Origin of the sequence: Lewinella cohaerens DSM 23179 (assembly GCF_000379805.1) — a bacterium.
GTDB classification, from domain to species: Bacteria; Bacteroidota; Bacteroidia; order Chitinophagales; family Saprospiraceae; genus Lewinella; species Lewinella cohaerens.
On sequence record NZ_KB903531.1, the window covers coordinates 498471 to 520381 of the forward strand.

The 21911-nt window shown below is 41.6% G+C and carries 24 protein-coding genes; 8 read left to right on the forward strand and 16 right to left on the reverse strand.

Going from position 1 to position 21911, the window contains the following annotated elements; genetic code table 11:
* Positions 1–49: 49 nt before the first annotated feature.
* A complete protein-coding gene (locus tag A3EU_RS0101855) occupies positions 50–1390 on the forward strand; it encodes a transposase (RefSeq protein WP_020534418.1) in 1341 nt (446 codons plus the stop codon).
* 10 nt (positions 1391–1400) lie between these two features.
* Here A3EU_RS0101855 and A3EU_RS0101860 read toward each other — a convergent pair whose 3' ends face one another.
* The 7 genes from A3EU_RS0101860 to A3EU_RS0101890 form a co-directional block, all read right to left on the reverse strand.
* Positions 1401–2180 carry a serine O-acetyltransferase gene (locus A3EU_RS0101860; RefSeq protein ID WP_020534419.1) on the reverse strand — a complete coding sequence of 260 codons (780 nt, stop codon included), beginning with the start codon at positions 2178–2180 and terminating at the stop codon, positions 1401–1403.
* Positions 2181–2239: 59 nt separating this feature from the next.
* Positions 2240–2659: a DoxX family protein gene (locus A3EU_RS0101865; protein WP_020534420.1), complete on the reverse strand. Its 420-nt coding sequence runs from the start codon at positions 2657–2659 to the stop codon at positions 2240–2242.
* A 179-nt stretch (positions 2660–2838) separates the two neighbouring features.
* Complete coding sequence (locus A3EU_RS0101870) at positions 2839–4401, reverse strand: NAD(P)/FAD-dependent oxidoreductase (protein WP_020534421.1); 1563 nt, start codon at positions 4399–4401, stop codon at positions 2839–2841.
* A gap of 50 nt (positions 4402–4451) precedes the next feature.
* Positions 4452–4901: a hypothetical protein gene (locus tag A3EU_RS0101875; protein WP_020534422.1), complete on the reverse strand. Its 450-nt coding sequence runs from the start codon at positions 4899–4901 to the stop codon at positions 4452–4454.
* Positions 4902–4991: 90 nt separating this feature from the next.
* On the reverse strand, positions 4992–5411 hold the full coding sequence (locus A3EU_RS0101880; RefSeq protein WP_020534423.1) for a hypothetical protein: 420 nt from the start codon (positions 5409–5411) through the stop codon (positions 4992–4994).
* Between the two features lie 134 nt (positions 5412–5545).
* Positions 5546–6361, reverse strand: a complete 816-nt coding sequence (gene kdsA / locus A3EU_RS0101885; RefSeq protein ID WP_020534424.1) for a 3-deoxy-8-phosphooctulonate synthase — start codon at positions 6359–6361, stop codon at positions 5546–5548.
* A gap of 54 nt (positions 6362–6415) precedes the next feature.
* A complete protein-coding gene (locus A3EU_RS0101890) occupies positions 6416–7000 on the reverse strand; it encodes a hypothetical protein (RefSeq protein WP_044085333.1) in 585 nt (194 codons plus the stop codon).
* Positions 7001–7394: 394 nt separating this feature from the next.
* Here A3EU_RS0101890 and A3EU_RS34120 point away from each other — a divergent pair, with 394 nt between their 5' ends.
* Together A3EU_RS34120 and A3EU_RS0101900 are read left to right on the forward strand one after the other, a co-directional pair.
* The gene (locus A3EU_RS34120; protein ID WP_020534426.1) at positions 7395–7550 is read left to right on the forward strand and encodes a hypothetical protein; all 156 of its coding nucleotides are present in this window, start codon (positions 7395–7397) and stop codon (positions 7548–7550) included.
* 156 nt (positions 7551–7706) lie between these two features.
* On the forward strand, positions 7707–8456 hold the full coding sequence (locus A3EU_RS0101900; RefSeq protein ID WP_020534427.1) for an anti-sigma factor domain-containing protein: 750 nt from the start codon (positions 7707–7709) through the stop codon (positions 8454–8456).
* 495 nt (positions 8457–8951) lie between these two features.
* Here A3EU_RS0101900 and lepA read toward each other — a convergent pair whose 3' ends face one another.
* A complete protein-coding gene (lepA, locus tag A3EU_RS0101910; RefSeq protein WP_020534429.1) occupies positions 8952–10745 on the reverse strand; it encodes a translation elongation factor 4 in 1794 nt (597 codons plus the stop codon).
* Positions 10746–10912: 167 nt separating this feature from the next.
* Here lepA and A3EU_RS0101915 point away from each other — a divergent pair, with 167 nt between their 5' ends.
* Positions 10913–11965 (forward strand): OmpA family protein, encoded by a 1053-nt coding sequence (locus tag A3EU_RS0101915; protein WP_020534430.1) that lies wholly within the window; start codon positions 10913–10915, stop codon positions 11963–11965.
* Between the two features lie 25 nt (positions 11966–11990).
* Here A3EU_RS0101915 and A3EU_RS0101920 read toward each other — a convergent pair whose 3' ends face one another.
* The 4 genes from A3EU_RS0101920 to pyrE all read right to left on the reverse strand — a co-directional run bounded on the left by A3EU_RS0101920 (position 11991) and on the right by pyrE (position 15967).
* Entirely contained in the window at positions 11991–13055 is a 1065-nt protein-coding gene (locus tag A3EU_RS0101920) for a Fic family protein (protein WP_044085334.1), read from the reverse strand.
* 126 nt (positions 13056–13181) lie between these two features.
* Positions 13182–14033 carry a UbiA prenyltransferase family protein gene (locus A3EU_RS32365; protein WP_020534432.1) on the reverse strand — a complete coding sequence of 284 codons (852 nt, stop codon included), beginning with the start codon at positions 14031–14033 and terminating at the stop codon, positions 13182–13184.
* Positions 14034–14178: 145 nt separating this feature from the next.
* A complete protein-coding gene (locus A3EU_RS0101930; RefSeq protein ID WP_020534433.1) occupies positions 14179–15258 on the reverse strand; it encodes a M42 family metallopeptidase in 1080 nt (359 codons plus the stop codon).
* Between the two features lie 67 nt (positions 15259–15325).
* Positions 15326–15967, reverse strand: coding sequence for an orotate phosphoribosyltransferase (gene pyrE / locus A3EU_RS0101935; protein ID WP_020534434.1), 642 nt, complete (start codon positions 15965–15967; stop codon positions 15326–15328).
* A gap of 20 nt (positions 15968–15987) precedes the next feature.
* Between pyrE and A3EU_RS0101940 the strand changes: the two genes are divergently transcribed.
* Together A3EU_RS0101940 and A3EU_RS0101945 are read left to right on the forward strand one after the other, a co-directional pair.
* Positions 15988–16620, forward strand: a complete 633-nt coding sequence (locus tag A3EU_RS0101940) for an NUDIX hydrolase (RefSeq protein ID WP_020534435.1) — start codon at positions 15988–15990, stop codon at positions 16618–16620.
* A 156-nt stretch (positions 16621–16776) separates the two neighbouring features.
* A complete protein-coding gene (locus tag A3EU_RS0101945; protein ID WP_156825611.1) occupies positions 16777–17151 on the forward strand; it encodes a hypothetical protein in 375 nt (124 codons plus the stop codon).
* A 142-nt stretch (positions 17152–17293) separates the two neighbouring features.
* Here the strand turns inward: A3EU_RS0101945 and A3EU_RS0101950 are convergent, their stop codons facing one another.
* Together A3EU_RS0101950 and mazG are read right to left on the reverse strand one after the other, a co-directional pair.
* Complete coding sequence (locus A3EU_RS0101950; RefSeq protein ID WP_026211176.1) at positions 17294–17893, reverse strand: bifunctional nuclease family protein; 600 nt, start codon at positions 17891–17893, stop codon at positions 17294–17296.
* Positions 17894–18025: 132 nt separating this feature from the next.
* On the reverse strand, positions 18026–18787 hold the full coding sequence (gene mazG / locus A3EU_RS0101955) for a nucleoside triphosphate pyrophosphohydrolase (RefSeq protein ID WP_020534438.1): 762 nt from the start codon (positions 18785–18787) through the stop codon (positions 18026–18028).
* 82 nt (positions 18788–18869) lie between these two features.
* On the opposite strand from mazG, the gene A3EU_RS0101960 reads away from it, so the two are divergent.
* Positions 18870–19073: a hypothetical protein gene (locus tag A3EU_RS0101960; protein WP_020534439.1), complete on the forward strand. Its 204-nt coding sequence runs from the start codon at positions 18870–18872 to the stop codon at positions 19071–19073.
* 98 nt (positions 19074–19171) lie between these two features.
* Here the strand turns inward: A3EU_RS0101960 and A3EU_RS0101965 are convergent, their stop codons facing one another.
* Positions 19172–19870 carry a LytR/AlgR family response regulator transcription factor gene (locus A3EU_RS0101965; RefSeq protein WP_020534440.1) on the reverse strand — a complete coding sequence of 233 codons (699 nt, stop codon included), beginning with the start codon at positions 19868–19870 and terminating at the stop codon, positions 19172–19174.
* Positions 19867–20910, reverse strand: coding sequence for a sensor histidine kinase (locus tag A3EU_RS32370; protein ID WP_020534441.1), 1044 nt, complete (start codon positions 20908–20910; stop codon positions 19867–19869). The genes A3EU_RS0101965 and A3EU_RS32370 overlap by 4 nt, the downstream gene beginning before the upstream one ends.
* A 207-nt stretch (positions 20911–21117) precedes the next feature.
* On the opposite strand from A3EU_RS32370, the gene A3EU_RS0101975 reads away from it, so the two are divergent.
* Positions 21118–21858: a hypothetical protein gene (locus A3EU_RS0101975; RefSeq protein ID WP_020534442.1), complete on the forward strand. Its 741-nt coding sequence runs from the start codon at positions 21118–21120 to the stop codon at positions 21856–21858.
* The last annotated feature ends 53 nt before the right edge of the window (positions 21859–21911 follow it).

Consider the following 21911-nt stretch of genomic DNA (forward strand, 5'->3'; position numbering starts at 1 on the left):
TGAGTAAATTCGAGGAGTAACCACACTTCAAGAACAACTCAAAAGGCCTATGTTTTTAGAGATACTACAAAGTAAGTCAAAGTCTAGCAGTGTTCAAAATGCGAGTTCCTTTTTATTAAATCAAATAGATCGCTACACTTGTGATTTTCGTCATCAATTAGACGAACAGATTGATAAACGTTTAGTACGAACCTTTTTTGATTTATTTGTGACTATTCTCTTGTTTAGAGATCGTGCAATGGGGTTATTGCTCAGTGAGTTAGGTGGGTACATATGTGGAATGGATCATGCTCCCGCTGGTACTAAACGAATTAGCAATCTCCTTCGTAGTAAAAAGTGGTCATCAGATTTGATTGATGATTTTTTATTTAATCGTTGCGTCAGTCGGACTAAATCCTTGTGTCTGGAGGGTAAACGCCCACTGATGTTATGGGACGATAGCTGTATTGAAAAACACGAAAGTTGGTTTTCCGAAGGTCTTTGCAGTGTCTTTAGCAGTAAAGCAAAAAGGCTGACTAGAATAAGACCGGGCTATTATGACCCTCCTTCTAAACGTATTTGTGTTCCTGGGTTTAACTGGACAGGTGTTTTCCTTTCTCATCTAGGTGGAGTTCCTAGTGTATGTCAAATGACTTGGTGGACGACACGAGGTAAGTACAAAGAAGACCCTGACAATATTATTTTCGTTTTGCTACGAAAGATAAGTCAACAAGTAGGAAACGCCGTACTTCATGTCTTTGATCGGGGATATGCTAATGAGAAAATGCTTAGATACCTCTTCACATTTGAGCAACATTTTGTTATTCGATGGAAGAAGAATCACCTACTGAATCACGCTATAAAAGGGACTAAGAAAACACATTTATTATCACGGTCTTTCAAAGGAGTACGTACTAAAATAGTGCAGGACAAAAACCGAAAGAGACTCAAGAAAGTCTCTATCGCATGGGCTGCTGTAAACCACCTCGAATACCCTGATAATCAGCTGTATTTAATCATTGTAAGGGATAAGCACAATTATAATGGCCCTATGTATTTACTTACCTCCTTACCCATTGAAACAGCTGCTCAAGCGTGGGAAGTCATGTTTAGTTATATGCACCGATGGGAAGCAGAACAAGGCTTTCGATTCTGCAAATCAGAACTAGCTATGCAATCTCCTCGATTGTGGTTTTGGGATAATCGAATGAAGTTAATGGCTATTGTCATGTTAGTCTATGACTTTTTACTTAGCATTCTCACAAACTGGGGAAGTTGGATAAACCTATTCTTTCGACGGTGGTGCCATAGAACAGGAGAGCGGTATCGAAATGCTTCGATACCGCTCTACAGATTACGTCTTGCCATTCATCATTGTCTGGCTTCCCTATTTTATCAAAATTCGGGATGACTCATGTTAATTAACCACGATAATAGACTCTACTGCCTGGGTCCACACTTTTCACAATCCAGGTATTTCCGCCAATAACAGCACCTTCTCCGATCACCGTATCTCCTCCCAAAATGGTGGATCCAGCATAGATGACTACATTATCACCAATAGTGGGGTGGCGTTTGGTCATAGCAAGGTCCTTTTTTACACTTAATGCTCCCAGCGTTACCCCTTGATAGATTTTCACATCCCTTCCTATGTCTACCGTTTCACCGATGACAATGCCAGTACCGTGGTCAATACAAAAACGCTCACCAATTTTTGCTGACGGATGAATATCTACCCCCGTAAGTGTATGTGCATGCTCTGAAAGAATACGTGGAATAAGAGGAACACCCAGACGACAAAATTCATGGGCCAGTCGGTAAACAGCTATCGCGTAAAAACCTGGGTAAGTACGAATCACTTCCCGCAGGCTATTCGCAGCCGGATCTCCTGAAAAGATTGCTTGTGCATCAGCTTCCAGTAAGCGGTGTACATGTGGCAACGCCTCCATAAAAGACTCCTCGATCTCTGCCGGAGAAACAGTCATATCCTCCTCTAGTATCTCCAAAATCGTAAACAATCGGTGCCGAACAATAGAGAATTCATGCTCAAAAGTTCGCTGCGAAGGAAAACGTTGTTTAGCTAATTCTGGAAAAAGCAGGCCTAGTAGATTATCCAACCAAGTACAAACCGCTTCAGAGGAGGGTACGCGGGATGTTGAGGCATGCAGTTGAAAAAGTTGATGAAGAAATTGTTGATCCATAAAATGATAAATTGAAGCTTCAAGTCCACTAACTCAAAATGTCTTACTTATTTACTTATTTATACGTTTCTAACCCTAGAAGTCGCAAACAAACGCTTGATGCCATACTTCCCTACCCCATTAGCAAACACCATCAATAACCCCCCAATGATGGCCATATTTTTCATAAAATGAATACCTTCTATACGATGCTCTGGATCTGGCATATTCCAAAAATCATGAACAATAAAGGTTACTGGCACCCAGTATAATAACAGCAGGAAAGTCCCCAACTTTGCGCGGTAGCCTGTCAAAATAAGTGTTCCTCCTAAAATTAGACAAAAAATAGCTCCGTACAGTAACAAATCCTGACGCCACGTAAGCCCATAATCCGACATCAACACCTTGGTCTCTTTGAAAAACTTAATGGAATCATAAGCCTCATAAAAGAAAATAAAAGATAAAAACAGGCGGCCTAGTAAATCAAAAATGTGTTTCATATTTATAGTATAAGAAGTCTAAAATAAGAGAAATAAAATGAGAAAATAGCATTCTATTGACAAGCCCATACAGGACATACAACTAACGACATGCCTTTCATTAATTTTATTCTTCTTTATCTCAGTTTATAGTCCTCCAAGGCATCATATTCTCACAAATCCTGTCTTGGCAGACTATATTATTTTTGTTGATAGAATCGGGAAACCGCTTGTGCTACATTTTGACCATCCATAGCAGCAGAAATAATACCTCCTGCATAGCCAGCACCTTCTCCACAAGGAAAAAGCCCCGATGTTTGCTCGTGCATATAAGTTTCACGGGAGCGAGGAATCTTAATCGGTGAGCTTGTACGGCTTTCAGTCCCTATAACAGTAGCCTCTTCGGTATAGTAACCTTTCATCTTTCGGCCAAATATTTGTACTCCTTCTTGTAGTCTTCCGTAGATGCTTTTCGGCAACAAATCGTGTACTGGTGCAGCATAAAGGCCAGGAATGTACGAGCTACCAGGTAAATTAGCAGAAACCTTTCGATGTACAAAGTCTGGCAGACGAAGGGCCGGAGCTTGTTGTCCACCTGTTCCATATTGGAAAAACTTTTTCTCTACCGCTTCTTGAAAAGCCAAACCAGCAAATACTCCGTGCTTAGCAAATGGTACCAAATCCTCTACTTCTACCGACACAACAGTCCCTGAGTTGGCATAAGGAGAGTCACGCCGACTCATACTCATGCCATTAACGACCAACTCCCCCGGTGCAGTTGCTGCCGGAACAACTAAACCACCGGGACACATACAGAAACTAAATACGCCCCGGTTCTTCACTTGACAAGCCAAACGATAACTAGAGGCAGGTAGGTTTCTATCCCGCTCTGGTTTACCGTATTGAATTTTATCAATCAGAGGCTGTGGGTGCTCAATACGCACTCCCAACGCAAAAGGCTTAGCCTCTATACGAATACCACGCTGATCCAGTAAATAAAAAATATCCCTTGCAGAATGGCCTGTTGCAAGGATGACCGCTTCAGCACGTAGTTCTTCCTCTTCATTTACAACCACTCCTTTCATGGCACCATCTTCCATAATGAAGTCGGTTACGTGATTTTCAAAACGCACTTCACCACCGTATTGAAGAATAGTTTCTCGGATATTAGCCACAATATTTGGAAGCTTATTAGAACCAATATGGGGATGTGCATCAACGAGAATATCGCTGGTAGCCCCATGTTCCACAAAAAGGCGCAATGCCTTTTCTATATTTCCTCTCTTGTGGGAACGGGTATACAGCTTACCATCGGAGTAAGTACCTGCACCTCCTTCTCCAAAACAATAATTAGAATGCGGATTGACCTCGCCAAACTGCTGAATGGCACGCAAATCCCTACGACGGGCTCTTACATCTTTGCCTCGTTCTAAAATGATAGGCTTTAAGCCACATTCAATGAGCTCTAGTGCAGCAAACATTCCGGCAGGGCCAGCACCCACAATAATTACTTCTGGAGATTCTTCAACGACCTTAAGTTGATCAAGCAAAGCAGGCTCTGCTTGGTAGGTTTCGTTGATATAGGCTTCTATTCGCAGGAGAAACAATGGTTGGCGCCCACGGGCATCCACACTTCGGCGAATTACTCGAAAACTTTTCAAGTCTTTTTCCTCGCAACGCAACTGTTTGAGCAGACGCTTACGGAGTACCCCTTCTTGTTCTAGCTCAGAAGGTGGCAATTTTATTTCTACTATCTTAGGCATGTTCGGTATTTATCCGAAAAAAATAAATGCAAAAACAAATGCAAAAATAACTATTCTTGGCTTTCTTCTTCCTCTTTTTTACGTATCCAACTTTCACTATCTGCTTTTCGCATATAATCAGAAGGTAAGAATACTTTCACCTTTACAATCTCATAACACTCTTCCCCTCCAGATTGAATAGGGGCTCTTCTCGACTGATAAGAATCAATCGTAAGGATACCATTTTGCAATGTATCAATGATCTCCCAACGTTTATTTTCTTCGATGAAGAACTTCATGATCCCTTTGGTTGCATTATAGACCGTAATCTCTGAAGTAACCATGATCTGATTACCATCCCAATTATCTACGACAAAAGGGTCAACCAAATCAAAATCAACCTGATCTACAGAATCTACTGGAAAAACCCAGTGTAAACGATCATGGATTTGCGCTGTTACTACACTTTGCAACAAAAAAGATAATCCCAATAAAAGGAGTGTACCGCGAATATTTCTCATAAAGGTAACTTGACATAAAACACTGTGGGTTATCTTCCATCATTGAAAGATAACCCACAGCAAAGAACGTCTTATTAAGCTAAATTGTTATTAAAACCCTGCAGCAGACGTACTGTTTTCTATGTTTATACGTACATCTTCAGGTACAAAGATTACGTAGCTAATATTTTCGGCAAGCGCTTGACCATTTACGAGTACTTCTCTTTCAAGCCCAGGCACGGAAATCAAGTACTGATCATTATCTAACTGACCTTTTAAATTGTAGCGACCAGCTTGCGCCAATGAACGCAACATCGACTCTGAACCTCGTTCTATTCCAACCGTCATTTGGATTCTAGTAATTGACTGGCTCCAAGTTTGTACATCTACTGGTCCCTCAATCTGTAGTACAGCTTCCTGAGCTCCTTGAAGATTGAAAGAACGCACAAACGTTTTCTCTACGGTTTGGGCGAAAAGGCCCGCCGCAGTCACCAATAATAACGCAACAAGAGTGGTACGGGATCTTTTCATAATATTTAAGTGTAGTTTGATCAAAAAAACAACCAGGCATTCTTACCTGATCAACTGATGTATAATATAGCGGTTTTATACCACAAAAACAAGAAAAAACCAAACAAACAAGCTGCAAATCGAAAGAAATCAACTTATTTAACGGCAGATCGTATCATTACTAGTTTTTCTAGTAAGCCTTCAAGCTGCTCTAATGGCAACATATTAGCACCATCGCTCTTCGCTTTTGCAGGTTCTGGATGTGTTTCTATGAACAACCCGTCCACACCTACAGCAATCCCCGCGCGGGCTACTGCTCCAATCAAAGCAGGTTGCCCCCCCGTCACACCACTAGCCTGATTAGGTTGCTGCAAAGAATGAGTGCAATCTAAAACCACTTTAGCCCCAAACGACTGCATGGTTGGAATGCCCCTGAAGTCAATAACCAAATCCTGATAACCAAAAGTCGTACCTCTTTCCGTAAGGATAATTTTTTCGTTACCACTTTCAAGGACTTTCTCCTGTGCAAAGCGCATTGCGTCCGGGCTCAAAAACTGACCTTTCTTTACATTAACAACCTTGCCTGTTTCAGCAGCAGCAACTAATAAGCTCGTCTGCCGGCAAAGAAAGGCTGGTATTTGCAAAATATCTACGTATTCTGCGGCTAAAGCTGCTTCCGGCTCTGTATGGATATCGGTTGTAACAGGCACCCCAAACTCTTCGCGAACTTTGCGTAAAATCTTCAGCGCCTTTTCATCACCTATACCGGTAAAAGAATCTATCCTCGAACGGTTTGCTTTGCGATAAGACCCTTTAAATATGTAAGGAATCTCAAGGCGGTTGCATAAACCCGAAACTTTTTCAGCAATTGACATTGCCATTTTCTCGCCTTCGATAGCACAAGGTCCGGCAATCAGAAAAAAGTTCCCTGAAGAAAGGTGTTTCAAATGCGGTATAAGGGATAAATCCATGGTAACAGTATTTTTTATGCCCCAAATATAAGCGGAAAATTATCCTGCGCTCCTTTAGAATTTATAGGCCAGCCCAACATTTACAAGGGAGATACCAAATCCAACTTCTCCGTAAGCGCTCCAATTTTCAGTAATGTAGCGGCGAGTACCCACAAAACCACTAAAAAGGAAACCATTTTCACCTGGACGAGAGAAGGAAGGCAATTCATCATCGCGCTGAATTTCTCCAGGTAAGAATTGTACTGTTTTATCGATAGAAGGCAGACTAGCACCTATAGTGAAGCCCCCGTATACCCGCCAGTCATTAAGATCGTTGCTATGCATTGTTGTGCGGATACCAGCCATCCAGGTTTCGTTTACGAATATTTCAACCAGGCCAGCATTAGGATAAACACTTTCACCATTTACTTTAGAATAAGCAACGTATGCTCCCAAAGAGAAATTAGGGCTAAGAAAGACATCTACTTGTGTGCTAATAGGAGGCACAATAGTACTAGTTGCATCAGCAACATAAGTAGGCACTAAGCCAATACCAAAACCTGCTTGCACCTGCCCAGGCTTAATTTTCACTTGTTGAGCGCTAAGGTGAATTGTGGTTGCTGCCAGTAAGAATAAAATGATAGATACACGAACTTTCATGGGAATCCCTTTTATGGAATGTTTATAAGTTAAAAGACAAGGAAATTGATCCTCTTTATTTGCTGCGGCAAAGATATGGGAGAAATCATTAAAAATCAATGTTTTTAAAAATTTAATTCTGAATTAACAATTATTTTAATCATATTCAAAATATAATTTTCTAAAAAACACAAAATCGACATTTTGAACACCTTATTCTCTCACTGAGCAATTCTTTATTGGCAGAAATAAGCATCTACTTATTTATCTTTTTTGACCTTCATTTTTCGGTGCTAAATATCCTTGATTTTCCTTTTACCAATAAATCCCTTAACTTTGTAAAACATAAGCGAACCCCATGAAACAACACATTTAAGGCACCCTATTTTCGAATATCCCAAAGCCAACTATCGCTATGACTACCAACGAATTCCTCTTACTGGGCATCCTTGCTACAGGGGTAATCCTTATCAACTGGAATACCATAAAAAGAGACCTTTCTCCACCCAAGTCTACTGTCCCTAAAAAAGCTTCTCCTCCGAAAGCCTTATCCTCTGTAGAAAAGGAGTAGACTATCCAATTCTAACATTTCCTTGCAAAAGAAATCTATTGATTACTAGAACAATACCTTATCGACTCTGTTTCGCTTTAGGTAGTTGTTAGAAAAAACCTTTTGATTGGTTTTCTTCTCCTGCCTAGGATTTAGCTTATTGTGAATAAGTAACGTATGGATAAGGAACAGTTTTTGAACTCAGGGCTATTAGAACAATATGTACTTGGATTGACTTCTTCGGAAGAAGATCAGATTGTGCAACAATACCTAGAGGTATTTCCTGAGTTAAATTCAGAAGTCAACGTTCTACATCAAGCCATGCAGCAATATGCCATGCAGCAGTCTATTGCACCTCCAAAATCTCAGCCCCCCCCCTTTCTTAGTGATTCATCTAAGCCTGCAAGAGATATTATAGGTAACTTTAATTGGTCACGCTTGGTAATAGTGGGATTGTTAGGTCTTTCTTTTTTCTTTTTCCGCACAAATCAACAACAAGGAAAAGCGATTATGCAAGTAGAGGCTGAATATGCTGCTTTGAAAACCTATTGCCAAGCCTCACAAAGCAAAGTGCACGCCCAGCAATTAACCCTAGAGAAAGTTCACCATCCTCACACAACATCAATTCTTCTATCAGGAACAACTATAGCCCCTGGCTTTTTTGCATTAGCACATTGGAATCCGACCCTAAAAGAAGGTTGGATAGACCCCACAAAACTTCCTACGCTACCCAAGGGAAAACAGTATCAGGTATGGGCTGACGTAGACGGAGAGATGATCAGTGTTGGTCTAATTCCACCACAAAGTCAAGAACTCATTAGTATCACCTATATAGCCCATGCAGCAAGTATCAATATTACGGCAGAGGAACTTGGAGGGGCAGATCACCCAAACGTAAGCATGCTTACTGTTAATGGGTATTTGTAAAATTTTCGTGAAGGACATTTAAAATATTTATTTTTTTTGTCGGGCAGCTCTCTATTCTCCAATTTTTGATTAACTTAGCCCTTGTACTACTTACCCTATTACTTTAGTTAGCAACTAGTTAGATTTTTTTTGTTCCGCATTAATTATCTAACACTCATCCCTAGTTATTTAAGATTGTTTTTCTGAGCAGCTTTTTGCTGCTCCATGTATTTTTATGTCCCGTTTTGAACATGTGCGTTTTAATTATTTTTTTTACTTGAGAAAACGTACAATTATGATCGTTCTTTACATTATTTCTGCAGCCTTTTTTCTAGGCGGAGGGTTGGTGCTAGCTTCTTATGCCACGCAAACGCGTAGCCGAAGTATGTATTAACCAAAATTTGAGAGTGGCCGAAGTAGAAGAGCTTATACTTCAGCCTCACAACATACCAAAAATGGAAAAGGGGAAAATGCCTGTGCATTTTCCCCTTTCTGTTTTCTACAAAAGCCGCTTATCTAATCTAGCTTTAAGACATCAAGAAAAGCCCTTTGTGGAACTTCTATTTTCCCAAATTGACGCATCTTCTTCTTACCTTTTTTCTGCTTCTCTAATAGCTTACGTTTCCGAGAGATATCCCCACCGTAACATTTCGCGGTTACATCTTTACGTAGCGCCGATAAAGATTCCCTTGCTATAATTTTAGCACCAATAGCAGCCTGTACAGCAATCATAAACTGCTGTCGTGGAAGTAACTCTTTCAGCTTTTTACAAATCTTACGGCCAAAGGACTCTGCTTTGGAACGGTGAACTAATGCCGATAAAGCATCAACATTTTCTCCATTAAGCTTAATATCCATTTTCACCAAATCCGACTCTCGATAATCAAGTGGCTGGTAATCAAAAGAGGCATAGCCTCTGGAAATACTTTTCAAGCGATCATAAAAATCAAAGACTATTTCCGCCAACGGTAGCTCAAAATTCATCTCTACTCTCTCTGGAGAGAGGTAATGTTGTTTGGTGAGCATCCCCCGTTTTTCAATACAGAGATTCATAATACCACCAATGTATTCTACATCAGTAATGATCTGTGCTGAAATATAAGGTTCTTCTACACGATCTAACCTTGTAGGATCAGGTAATTCCGTAGGGTTGCGTACCATGACGAGCTCATCCGGATCTCGTTTAGTGTATGCATAATAACTTACGTTGGGAATCGTCGTGATGACATCCTGATTGAATTCTCGTGACAACCGCTCCTGGATAATATCCAAATGAAGCATTCCCAAAAATCCACAACGGAAACCAAAACCTAAGGCTGCAGAAGATTCCGGTTCAAAAACCAGGCTCGCATCATTGAGCTGCAACTTTTCTAAGCTATCACGTAAATCCTCAAAGTCATCATTATCAAGGGGGAAGATACCCGCAAATACCATAGGCTTAACTTCCTCAAAACCGTGAATCATTTCGCCGGGGTTTTCTGTCAGCGTCAGTGTATCCCCTACTTTGATTTCTTTAGACTGTTTGATTCCAGTAATGATATAGCCAACATTACCAGCAGAAAGAACCTTCTCGGGTTGATTATCCATTTTCAGGACCCCAATCTCATCCGCTGAATACTCCGCGCCAGTAGCAATAAACTTCACCTTATCACCTTTGCGCAAGGTTCCATTCAGTAACCTAATATTCGCAATAACCCCCCGAAAAGGATTGAAAATAGAATCAAAAACCAATGCCTGTAATGGAGCTTCCGGATCACCCTTTGGAGGAGGAATACGGTCGACAATTGCTGCTAAGATATCTAGAACACCTTCTCCGGTTTTTCCACTAGCAAGTACAATATCGTCACTGCTCCCACCAATGAGATCAATAACCTGATCTGATACTTTCTCGACCATAGCGCTAACCATATCGATTTTGTTAAGTACCGGAATAATTTCCAGGTCATGCTCTAAGGCTAAAAAGAGGTTAGATATCGTTTGCGCCTGAATTCCCTGAGTCGCATCGACGATCAGTAATGCCCCTTCACACGCAGCAATGGAGCGAGAAACCTCGTAGCTAAAATCTACGTGGCCAGGAGTGTCGATAAGGTTAAAAACATATTCCACCCCGTCAGTGTGCTTGTAGTTCATCTGCACTGCGTGGCTTTTTATCGTAATACCTCGCTCCCTCTCTAAATCCATATCATCCAGCGTCTGTTCCTTCATATCACGATCAGCTACCGTGTTGGTTGTTTGCAACAGGCGATCAGACAAAGTACTTTTGCCGTGGTCAATATGGGCAATCACACAAAAATTACGAATATGCTTCATCTCGCAAAGATAAGTTATTTTAATATCTCGTTTCTTCTTATTTCTGTAAAAAATCAAAGCAACTTATAGTAAATAAGCGATAAGCCCCGTTAGAGACATGAACCTTATCCATTGCGCAATATAATTGCTGGATATTTTCTAATTTGCCCATCACTACTTCCGCCTGTATGAGACTTCTACCTTTCTTATTTCTACTACTCAGTTTTCAGTTAACCGCTCAATTACCAGGAGTATTTGACTCCTTACAATTGATTTTTTCGGATACCCTCTATTTTGACAGTGGCAAGGCTGATCTCGATATTATGGCACAACAAACACTGGCAAGCTTCCCTTCTTATGCAAACGCCAGCAACCGTATTTATCTAACCGGTCATACAGATGCCATTGGCCCACTGGAATACAATGAAGATTTAGCAAAAAGGAGAGCAGCTGAGGCCCGTGATGTCTTATTGGAAAAAGGATGGCCGGAAGAAGCAATGACTATCCAAACCTTTGGAGAAAGAACACCTGTAGCAAGTAATAGCACGGACCAGGACCGTAGTCGTAATCGCAGGGTTACTGTTGATCTTTTTCAAGCAGTTCCTTATCGACAATTCTCTGGGCGGGTAAACAACCCCAATGATCAACAGCCCATTCCAAACGCCAAAGTCAGGATTCACAATCGAACCTTAGCGGACACGCTATTTACTGACGAGAATGGTCAGTTTGAGGTCGACCTCCCGCTCGATTCTGTGGTTGGGATTGATGTCTATGCCAAGGGCTTTTTTCTTGATACCAAAATGATAAAAGTAAGTCCGAAAACCAAGCAAGAACTTAGCTTTGAGCTTGCACCAGCAACAGAGGGAGAGGTCGCTACCATCAAAAATTTATTCTACGTAGGCAATGAAGCTATTTTACTGCCTGGATCTAAACCAGAGTTACCCAAAATTCTACGTTTCATGCAAATTAACACTCACCTCAGAGTTGAGATCGCAGGCCATGTGAATTACCCTAATCGCCCTCCGGTAACAGAAGATACCTTTGAATGGAACTTGTCTGTACGTCGGGCAAAAATGGTGTATGATTATTTACTGGAAAATGATATTCCTGTAGAACAACTTAGTTACAAAGGATACGGAAACCACGAAATGGTTTACCCAAAAGCTTCTACAGAAGTGCAGCAGGCGGCCAATCGAAGAGTTGAAATTCGCATACTAGGCGACCTTCCTGAGAATAAATAAGGCTCGGCAATCACTTTGCCTAACCTTACCTCACCTTTGCTTCGTATACAGTACCTCTCCCCTGCCCTCTTTTCTGGAGTAATCCACTATTGGTTAACCTTTTCAGGTCATACTTAACCGTATTTCGACTTACTTCGGGTAAGAGTGCATCTATTTCTCGCACCGCCAGCACACCTTCTTTTCTAATAAAGTCTAATACTTTGCGCTGGCGGGGATTCAGGTATAACACTTCAGGCTCAGACACAATAGACTGTTCGTCATCGGCTAAACGCTCTGTTATTTTACGGATGGCCTTGAGAAAGAAATATAACCAACGACCAATCTCTTCCTCTTCTGTTCCTCTATAACGTTGGGCGGCCATAAGTGCCTTGTAGTAAGCGGCTTTGTCTTCTTCTGTTACGCGCTCCAAGCTGGAATAAAGTACAAATTCATACCCTGCTTGCAACAGTAACAAGGTGGTCAACAACCGGCTAAGTCGGCCATTACCATCCTGAAAAGGATGAATCGTCAAGAATTCATAGACAAAGGTGCCTATTCTGATTAAAGGGTGCTCACTAGCCATCTCAGCATTATTGAACCAGTTGACGACAGCCTCCATAGCTACACCTGTCAACGCGGGATCGGTCGTTTGAAAAATGACTTTTTGCTCGCCATCTGCTGTATTAGCGACCACCTGATTGGAAACCTTCTTGTAGTGCCCCCTGTGATGTGCATCTTTGGCACTATAGCGCAGTAACTCATTGTGAAATGCTTTAATCAGCGTCTCCGTTAAGGAAAAATCACGATACTGTTCCTGTATAATTTCTAAGGTTGTATAGTAACCAGCAACCTCTTGTTTGTCACGGCTTTCCAACTCCTGAATACGAAGATGCTCTACAAGTTGAGCTATTTCTCCATCAGTCATTTGATTACCTTCTATTCTATTAGAGGAACCAACACTTTGAACCGTCGCCAATTGGCGCAACTCACGCAGTTGATCAGTACTGAGATTTTCTTGAACTTTCCAGGCACGATTATAAGCATCAATCTCTTTGATGACTTTATTAACCGAGGTGCGGGTAAGGTAATCTAACCGTAACAATCTTTTCATTATCCAAATATATCCATTTATATCCGAAAATTCAATAGCTATTACAATTTCTCCCCAACAAAAGCAAGATTTATAGTCCTCCAAGGCAGACTATAGCAGCGCAGTAGGTCTATTTGTTTACTATCCTTAAAATGAATAAATAAAGAGCAAAACCAACAACAGTTGAATAATCATCGTCCCATCCAGTAATCCGGTAAAATAATAATCGTGCTTTTCAGGAGTCGCTTTCCATATGAAAACAGCACTACTTACTGCTGAAAGGGCCAATGCTACGAAAATGCTCAAATCATACATTTCTTGCCAATAATTCAGGAAAACCAAGATCATCATAAGAAATAATGAACCGAGTGCTATATACTTTGCTTGTAAAACGCCCCATTGCCCAGGGAGCGTGCTCACGGCTGCCTCCTGATCCTGAAATAAATCACGAATATCGAAGGGAATAGTAATCGCAAAAATAAAGCACGCCCTTTCCAATGCCATCGTCAAGACGGACCTGTCGATGGCTATTCCAGCAGATTGCGCGGGTGCAACTACCGTTATCCAGGCCCAAGCCAAAGCAATTAGGAAAATCTTCAGGTAGGGTAAATCCCTAAGGCGGCGACCATTCAAAAGTGGCAAAACATAACCGAGGGCTATCAAGTTGGGCACCAGTAAACTAAGCTTAAGGAAGGTAGGCAATTGCCAATAAAAATAAGCAGAAATGACCGCTGCTATTCCGGCATAGGCAATGATATGCCAGCGATAAGTTTTCATTATTTCAAATCGACGCCCTTGGTGCCCCTCCCCTAGCATACGAAGTGCTACCAATCGGTGTAATGCATAAATGGTAAGCGTCCCGCTGGTAATGAATCCATCAAGCGCACTCCAATCCCATATACCTTGCAAAAGCAAATGCGTTTGTACAGTCATTGCCAGTGCCGCAGCGGCAATCCAGAAATGACCATAAAACAACAAATTTACCAAGCGGCGCAGCATATCCAAAAGTATTGACCGATACCTTTACGGCCATGATGATTGTACCAAAGTTTGTTTTGAAAGCTTACTAGCTAAGCTAAAAAAGTTAGAGCTTGTTCGGAGAATCTCCGAACAAGCTCTAAAAGTACAAAAACGGAATACAGGCTTAAAAGTATTTAAAGGATTGTCCTGCTTCAATTTTCAGCAAACTTTGATAGATAAGCTGAATAACCCCTTCTACATCCTCTTTATGTGCCATTTCTACCGTTGTGTGCATATAGCGCAAAGGCAAGGAAATCAACGCTGAAGGAACGCCACCATTGCTATAAGCAAAGGCATCTGTATCCGTTCCCGTTCTACGCGACGCGGCTTCTCGCTGTATGGCTATATCATTTTCTTCTGCGGTGTCAATGATCAGGTTGAGCAGCTTATTATGCACAGCAGGAGCATAAGTAAGTGAAGGCCCTCTTCCTGACTTCACATCTCCATGTTTTTTCTTATCAATGAGTGGTGTGTGCGTATCATGGGTGACATCTGTAACGATGGCCACATGAGGCTTGATGGTCTCCGCTATCATCTCAGCACCACGCAACCCTACTTCTTCCTGAACAGAGTTGACGATATACAGAGAGAATGGTAGTTCTATATTGTTTTCTTTTAAGAGACGAGCAACCTCTGCAATACAAAAGCCCCCCATTCGGTTATCCAGTGCGCGCCCAACATAATAAGTGTCATTGAGCATTTCCATCTCATCGTCATAAGTAATGACGCAACCTACTGTCACACCCATTTCCAGTACTTCTTCCTTATTTCGAGCACCAATATCGATAAAGATGTTTTCTATCTTAGGTACGAGTGACGCATCTTTGCCATGGCGGGTATGGATAGCTGGCCATCCGAATACACCACGGACAAGTCCTTTTTTGGTATGAATATTCACTCGCTTTGATGGTGCAATAAGGTGATCAGAGCCCCCATTTCGCACAACGTAGAGAAAACCATCATCCGTGATATAATGGACAAACCAGGAAATCTCATCAGCATGCCCTTCTATTACTACTCGGTAGTCTTTCCCTGGATTAATAATGCCGTAGACAGTGCCGTAATTATCAAGCTCATACTCATCAATATAGGGCTTGATGTATTCCAGCCACAATTGCTGTCCTGGTGCTTCAAAACCCGTAGGCGAAGCATTATTTAGATAACGACGCAAAAAGTCTTCCGACTGTTTATTAATGATTGACATATTGTTCGTTGATTTCGCTGAAAATTACGATTAAGTATTGCGCAGAAAATAGGAAGTTAAAAAATATTTAGGCTTCAAACTGTTTACTCCAAGTAATAGGATCTTCTCGCCAAGTAATAAGCAAAGATTGTTCTTCTGCCGTAATGTAGCCACTCTCTACTGCTTCTTCCAGTAAAGCAGGGTAATGACTCAGTGTACTTATTGGGCAATTAGCCACAGCAAAAGCTTTATCTGCCTCAGGAAAACCATAGGTAAATAAAGCCATCACTCCTGCAACTTCGCCGCCCGCTTGACGCAGTGCTTCCACCGCCTGAAGGCTACTACCACCAGTCGAAATCAAATCCTCAATGACGAGATAGCGACCACCGGTTTGCAATTCGCCCTCGATTTGATTCTGGCGGCCATGCGCCTTCGCTTTACTTCGAATGTAAATAAAAGGAACCCCCAGGCGATCGGCTAATAAGGCACCATGTGCAATACCAGCAGTGGCTACCCCTGCAACACCAAGGAAGGGCTCAAATGATTTTGCCGCCTCCACTAAGCTATCCTGAATAAACGATCTTACCTTTGGATGAGAAAGGACAATTCGATTATCACAATAAATAGGAGAACGCCTGCCACTAGCCCATGTAAAGGGGTTTTGCGGGTTCAGCTTTATTGCCTTTATTTGCAACAAATGCCGGGCTACAATACGATCTTGGTTATTCATAAGTCAAAAATTGCGAGCAAATGTACAAAATCTACATTAATGACCGACCGCTTACATTGTGTGATCCTTTAGAAATGGCTCAAGAAGGTACCCCCAGAGACGGTCATTTAGTGGCCCGCTACCCTGGCAAGACCAAATTTATCCTCAATTATGTAGATTTATTAGAGAAGGGTTCGCCTCAGGTAAATGAAGTAACCCTTTTCCATACTGATTTGGAAGAACTCTGGCAAGCATTCTGTGACCACTATAAAATTGTAGAAGCTGCCGGCGGGTTGGTTTATAACTTTGCCCAGCAGTGGTTACTTATTTACCGCCGTGGTTCATGGGATTTGCCTAAAGGAAAAATTGACCCAGGAGAAAGTCCTGAACAAGCTGCCATACGCGAAGTTCAAGAAGAAACTGGCCTCCGCGAGTTAACTCTGGGAGAAAAATTACCCATGACTTACCACACCTATCGAGGTAAAAAAAACCAGCGTATTCTGAAACCAACTCACTGGTATGTGATGAATACTCCTGAAACACAATTGACTCCACAAGCAGAAGAAGATATAGAGAAAGCGGTGTGGATGTCTGAGAAACAATTCTTTAGCGAAGAGCGTGTCGTCTACCCAAACATCTCCAGTATTTTGAAAACAGCTCCCAAAATACAATAAACCCACAGTAAATAATTGGCCCAAGGTATAGTTTAGCCAAGTAATCTTTCGTTTTCATATGCTGCGCGACTTATCTTCTATTATTATCGCAGCATATCGCAATTAAAACGTATCTTTGCTTCCGCAAATTCCAGATATTGCTATTAATCCAGGAACATGAAACGTTTATTACTTTTTTTCGGACTAGTCTCTTGTGTATTTCTAAGTGACTTATCCGCTCAAATGACGGCAAAAAGCCCAATGGCTGATGCCTCCGCCACTTCTCCAGAATTGGCGTTCAATGATTGGTCGATTTACGCAGATCAAGAAAGCAACACCTACTTTATCGATTTTGAACAATTAGCACTCAATGTCAACACTGTCGTTGTCAAGAGTACTGACGGTCAAGTGATGTGGCAAGAAGATGTTTTCGACCTTCCGGTAAATTCTATCTACGAGTTGGATTTCAGTGGTTTCTCCGCCGGAGAATACTTTATCGAACTAGAGGCCTTTACTGGTGTAATCAGAAAGATTGTCCAACATAAAGGGTAAGCTTTCCTGACTATGACATAAGTGAGCAGTTTTTATTCAAAGCAGCTCCTATTTTTACTTTCTTTTCTGATCGTATACAAAACGGTCGGTTAACTACATTGTTAACCGACCGTTTTGTATTAGTCTAAGAGAATAAAAATTCTTATTTCCGCTTATTGATTTCATCTCTAATTCTTGCCGCGCTTTCATAATCTTCAGCTGCAAGTACTTCATCCAGGGTAGATCGTAATTCTTCTACTGACATTTCTGTCAACTTAGTTTCTTCCGTTCCATCCTCGATCTCTCCAAAGTTTGAATCGCCTACATTATCGTCATCATCGTCATCATCACTCTCCTGTAGTTCAACACCGGCTGCATCCAATATAAATTCATAGGTATGAATCGGGCAACCGAAACGAACAGCCAGCGCTAATGCATCAGAAGTACGTGAATCAATTTCTATGATCTCGCCATCTTTCAAGCAAATAAGCCGGGCGTAAAAAATACCTTCCAGTAAATTATTAATAATAACCTCCTTGAGGTCAATATTAAAGACGTCAAGCGTGTTTTTAAACAAATCATGGCTCAATGGCCGGTTAGGCAGCATCCCTTCAATTGCAACAGCAATAGCTTGAGCCTCGAAACCTCCAATAACGATGGGCAGGCGACGGGCGCCATCTCTTTCACCAAGTACCACTGCATAATTGTTGGACTGGGTAACACTGTGAGACAGGGCGACAATATCTAGTGCGATCTTCCTCATATTCTGGCCTAAATAAGTAAATTCTAGTGATAACGGCAGAAACATATAAAATATCTATCTGCCAAAAAAGCTACTAAAAAAAGTAGCCGGGGCGCAAAGGTAGAAAAATAAGCAGGAGCTTGCAAAGAAGATTTACTGCTCCTTGGCTTGATTCCACAAAGCATCCATTTCTGCCAAGCTCATTTCCGTAAGTTCACGATCAGCGTGGGCTTCAATATATTCAAACCGTTTTTTAAACTTTTGGTTGACTCGCTCTAGTGCTGTTTCTGGATCAATCCCAGTAAAACGGGCATAGTTTATCAAACTAAACAGCAAATCTCCAAATTCCTCCTCTTGGTGCTCGGTATTTGAGCTGGCCATCGCTTCTTTAAATTCCCCGATCTCTTCTTCCACTTTCTCCCATACCTGCTCGCTGTTTTCCCATTCAAAACCCACTTGCTTGGTCTTATCCTGCATTCTGTAGGCTTTAACCATAGCAGGCAATGATTTGGGAACTCCGCCCAATACTGATCGCTTACCTTTTCCTTCCTTTTGCTTTATTTGTTCCCAGTTTCTTTTCACTTCTTCCTCGTCCTCTACCGTTACGTCACCGTAGATATGAGGGTGGCGATTGATTAGTTTATCACAAACAGCATTCAGAGCATCGCTGATATCCCATTCTTTTTGCTCATCGGCAATCTTTGCGTAGAAAACCATGTGCAACAACAAATCGCCAATTTCTTCTTTCACCCCTGTTAGATCCTTTTCAAGAATAGCATCAGCCAACTCGTAAGTCTCTTCAATTGTCAGGTTTCGAAGGCTTTCCATGGTTTGTTTTCGATCCCAGGGGCACTGCACGCGCAATTCATCCATAATGGTCAATAAACGATCGAAAGCTTCTAGCTGGGGTTTCATAAGAATTCGTATTTTTGCGGCGACAAAAATACTGAACTTTTGCCCCTCTCAATGGGTTTTAAAGGAAACTTAATCTTACTACATGGAATTCCTGTCTGTTTTAGCGATCATCTTTGTCACTTTTGGTGTTTCTTTCATCCTAATCAACATCCGACACATCGTGACGGGCAATGAGTTTCGGGGTACCTGTGCAACCAACAATCCGATGCTAAAATCAAAAGTTGGAGAATGTACCGTTTGTGGCAAGAAACCAGAAGAAGATTGCCAAATGCCTACCGTCAAATAAGGTAGAAACATTAAACACACAATTTCTTCAAAAAAGAGCACCTATTCATGGGTGCTCTTTTTTTTGATCCCAAAACTATTTAGCGTTTTTGGACCCTGCTAACAAAAGAGTTCCTCTATTATCTGACTCCGTAGGCTTCTACTCACCGGAATCTTTGCACCACCTACCTCTAGCAGGTTCCCTTCGATCGACGTTACTTTCTGCCGAGCAATCAGATACGATTTATGGACACGCATAAACTGAGCGGCAGGCAGTAAGCTTTCCATATTCTTCATGCGCTCAAAAGTGACGTATTTATTGTTTCCACAAACAATTCTCACATATTCTTTCATCCCTTCTACGTAAACAATCTCGCTTATTTTCACCCGTACCAGTTTGCCATCGACTTTTATGGGTAGATAGGTAATAACAGCATCTTTTTCCACGCCCTTTTGCTGATGCTTAACCCCTTTTTGTAGCGCCTGCAAAAAACGAGGAAAAGAAAAGGGCTTCAGTAAATAATCGACAACGTTTAAGTTGAAAGCATCTATTGCATAATCCTTGTATGCTGTCGTAAAAATCGTAGCGGGTGGTTTCTCCAGGCCTTTCAAAAAATCTACGCCGCTCAGGGAAGGCATTTGAATATCGAGAAACATAATATCCACTTCCTCCTGCTGCAATACTTCCATGGCTTCTAAGGCTGATTTGCACTTGGCTATAAGCCGCGTACCTGGAACTTGCTCAACATAACTCTCCAAGAGATTTAAGGCCAGGTATTCATCGTCTACTAGAAGTATTCTTGTTGTTTTAGGTGTCATCTTATCTTTTTAATCACTAATTGAATACCAAAGTGAGCTTCGCTCTTTTCTTCCATCAACTGATGGCGTCCCGGGTATTGAAGCGCCAATCTGCGGCGAATGTTCTCCAGTCCTACCCCACCCTGTTCGTCTTTCTGAGATTGGAAAGGGTTAAAAGAGTTCTTTGCTGAAAACGTCATTTCATCTTCATCAATCAATAACTCGAGATGAACGTACCCATTCTCGTTTTCAGCAAGATCGCTGTGTTTAAAACAATTTTCTACCAAAGGAATCAACAACAAGGGTTCAATCAAATACCCCTTTCGTGGCAACTGATACTTGAACCTAATATCCTTTTGTTCTTCATACTGTAACTGAAAGAGTTCAATGTACTCTTCAAGTATGGTGATCTCTTTGGCCAGGGGTACTTGCTCCTGCTGAGCATCGTAAATGACGTACCGTAGTAAATCGCTTAACCGTAAAACCAAGGGAGCTGTTTTTTCAGATTTCACCACCGCCAGACTGTAAATATTATTGAGCGTATTAAAAAGGAAATGAGGGTTCATCTGCGCACGCAGGAATTGAATCTTTGCTTCGCGTTGCTCTGCTAGTAATGCTGTTTCACGTTGTTTCAGGCGAATTCGCGAGCGTACGAGCTGGTACAAAAGACTAATTAACAAGGTTCCAATATTCGTGATTAAAGCGCCGATAAAGAAAGAAAAAGCGTCAGGGGTATAATAAAGAGACGCATCTTCCAGGTACGAAAACTGACGATTGACATAAAAGCGAATTATCGTAACTACCGTAAAAACAATAACCAGTCCGGCCCCAAATGGCCAATACTTTCTCCGTTCGTAATAATACCTGTAGATCGTTCCAGTACCGTAGAAAAGAACCGCTAACAACCCCGTATTCAGTACTGCCCTAAAAAAGCTGTCGCCCAAAGGCATCATTTTGATAAAGGCTGCCCAAGAGAGCGTAAAGATAAATAGCCATACACACAGGTGTAATAGTCGTAGCAATCTACTGGTGCTGCCTCTTGGATACTGTTCGTTAGCCATAGCTCCAAATTAATATTTTTTTGCTGTAAGGGTTGGGGCCATTTCAACGAATGGTAACTGTGCTTCAACGAAATGAATAAAAGTTACTTTTCTCCATTGGTTGAAACTTTTGTGCCAGATGTTGAACAGTTTTGGAGACCGACCTCTGTGCCTACACTTTTGTGACATCAACCGAAAGGAATTTTTAAACATCAAAAAACCAGAACTATGAAAAATTCTTGGATGTCACTTTTCACTTTTATGATTTTACTTTCTGTAGGCTTCACTTCCTTTTCTTGTGAAAACGAAAACAAAGAAGAACCCGAGACAACCACTATTGAAGACGAAGAAATTTTAGCCATCGTTAGTGTTGCCTTAGTCGCCGATAGCGAAGGTGCTACTGCCGAGGCTGTAGAAATGGCTTATGTCGCGGAAAAGGAGATAGAGCCCAGTACTGCCTCGTTAGCCTGTGGCGAAACATCAGATTCTACCTTTATTACTAACATCACCGAAAGCTGGATTACGGGTTCTTACGAGAACGCACTGACATGGGGACTCAATTGCAATGACAATAATATTCCTATCAGCATTTTCTACGGGCGGCAAATGGACGGCGACTATGAAACAGAGCGTCTATTAAGCGAAGACGAAGCTAGTAGTGACTGGCTGATGGAATCTTTATTCATTGGACCCAACTACATTTTGAATGGCAGCTACGAACGCAATGGCACCCAGGAATCTAAGGTCCGCGAAATGCATGCGTTTACATCAACCGTCTTGCTAGAAATAGAAGACCTGAACATCGACAAGGGCGAGAAGCAAATCGTCAGCGGCATAGCAACGTTTACCTTGAGTGGCAACATAAACAATACAACCAGCTTTTCGCAAACAGGAACGGTTGTATTCTTAGGTGACGGCCAGGCTAACATTATCTTCAACGGCAATACCTATACCGTAGACTTATTTTAATCTTCCCACCGGGAGCCAGTAACATCCCAACGCTGGCTCCCTTCTTTCAACTT

Excerpts from the sequence above, each read along its gene's own strand:
- A3EU_RS0101930 (WP_020534433.1), bottom strand. The coding sequence starts at position 15,258 with ATGTCAATCATTAATAAACAGTCGGAAGACTTTTTGCGTCGTTATCTA.
- A3EU_RS0101890 (WP_044085333.1), bottom strand. The coding sequence starts at position 7,000 with ATGAAAGTTCGTGTATCTATCATTTTATTCTTACTGGCAGCAACCACA.
- A3EU_RS0101855 (WP_020534418.1), top strand. The coding sequence starts at position 50 with ATGTTTTTAGAGATACTACAAAGTAAGTCAAAGTCTAGCAGTGTTCAA.
- A3EU_RS0101945 (WP_156825611.1), top strand. The coding sequence starts at position 16,777 with ATGAAACGTTTATTACTTTTTTTCGGACTAGTCTCTTGTGTATTTCTA.
- A3EU_RS0101870 (WP_020534421.1), bottom strand. The coding sequence starts at position 4,401 with ATGCCTAAGATAGTAGAAATAAAATTGCCACCTTCTGAGCTAGAACAA.
- A3EU_RS0101875 (WP_020534422.1), bottom strand. The coding sequence starts at position 4,901 with ATGAGAAATATTCGCGGTACACTCCTTTTATTGGGATTATCTTTTTTG.
- A3EU_RS0101915 (WP_020534430.1), top strand. The coding sequence starts at position 10,913 with ATGAGACTTCTACCTTTCTTATTTCTACTACTCAGTTTTCAGTTAACC.
- A3EU_RS0101865 (WP_020534420.1), bottom strand. The coding sequence starts at position 2,659 with ATGAAACACATTTTTGATTTACTAGGCCGCCTGTTTTTATCTTTTATT.
- pyrE (WP_020534434.1), bottom strand. The coding sequence starts at position 15,967 with ATGAATAACCAAGATCGTATTGTAGCCCGGCATTTGTTGCAAATAAAG.
- A3EU_RS34120 (WP_020534426.1), top strand. The coding sequence starts at position 7,395 with ATGACTACCAACGAATTCCTCTTACTGGGCATCCTTGCTACAGGGGTA.
- A3EU_RS0101900 (WP_020534427.1), top strand. The coding sequence starts at position 7,707 with ATGGATAAGGAACAGTTTTTGAACTCAGGGCTATTAGAACAATATGTA.
- A3EU_RS0101965 (WP_020534440.1), bottom strand. The coding sequence starts at position 19,870 with ATGACACCTAAAACAACAAGAATACTTCTAGTAGACGATGAATACCTG.
- kdsA (WP_020534424.1), bottom strand. The coding sequence starts at position 6,361 with ATGGATTTATCCCTTATACCGCATTTGAAACACCTTTCTTCAGGGAAC.
- A3EU_RS32370 (WP_020534441.1), bottom strand. The coding sequence starts at position 20,910 with ATGGCTAACGAACAGTATCCAAGAGGCAGCACCAGTAGATTGCTACGA.
- A3EU_RS0101920 (WP_044085334.1), bottom strand. The coding sequence starts at position 13,055 with ATGAAAAGATTGTTACGGTTAGATTACCTTACCCGCACCTCGGTTAAT.
- mazG (WP_020534438.1), bottom strand. The coding sequence starts at position 18,787 with ATGAAACCCCAGCTAGAAGCTTTCGATCGTTTATTGACCATTATGGAT.
- A3EU_RS0101975 (WP_020534442.1), top strand. The coding sequence starts at position 21,118 with ATGAAAAATTCTTGGATGTCACTTTTCACTTTTATGATTTTACTTTCT.
- lepA (WP_020534429.1), bottom strand. The coding sequence starts at position 10,745 with ATGAAGCATATTCGTAATTTTTGTGTGATTGCCCATATTGACCACGGC.
- A3EU_RS0101880 (WP_020534423.1), bottom strand. The coding sequence starts at position 5,411 with ATGAAAAGATCCCGTACCACTCTTGTTGCGTTATTATTGGTGACTGCG.
- A3EU_RS32365 (WP_020534432.1), bottom strand. The coding sequence starts at position 14,033 with ATGCTGCGCCGCTTGGTAAATTTGTTGTTTTATGGTCATTTCTGGATT.
- A3EU_RS0101960 (WP_020534439.1), top strand. The coding sequence starts at position 18,870 with ATGGAATTCCTGTCTGTTTTAGCGATCATCTTTGTCACTTTTGGTGTT.
- A3EU_RS0101860 (WP_020534419.1), bottom strand. The coding sequence starts at position 2,180 with ATGGATCAACAATTTCTTCATCAACTTTTTCAACTGCATGCCTCAACA.
- A3EU_RS0101950 (WP_026211176.1), bottom strand. The coding sequence starts at position 17,893 with ATGAGGAAGATCGCACTAGATATTGTCGCCCTGTCTCACAGTGTTACC.
- A3EU_RS0101940 (WP_020534435.1), top strand. The coding sequence starts at position 15,988 with ATGTACAAAATCTACATTAATGACCGACCGCTTACATTGTGTGATCCT.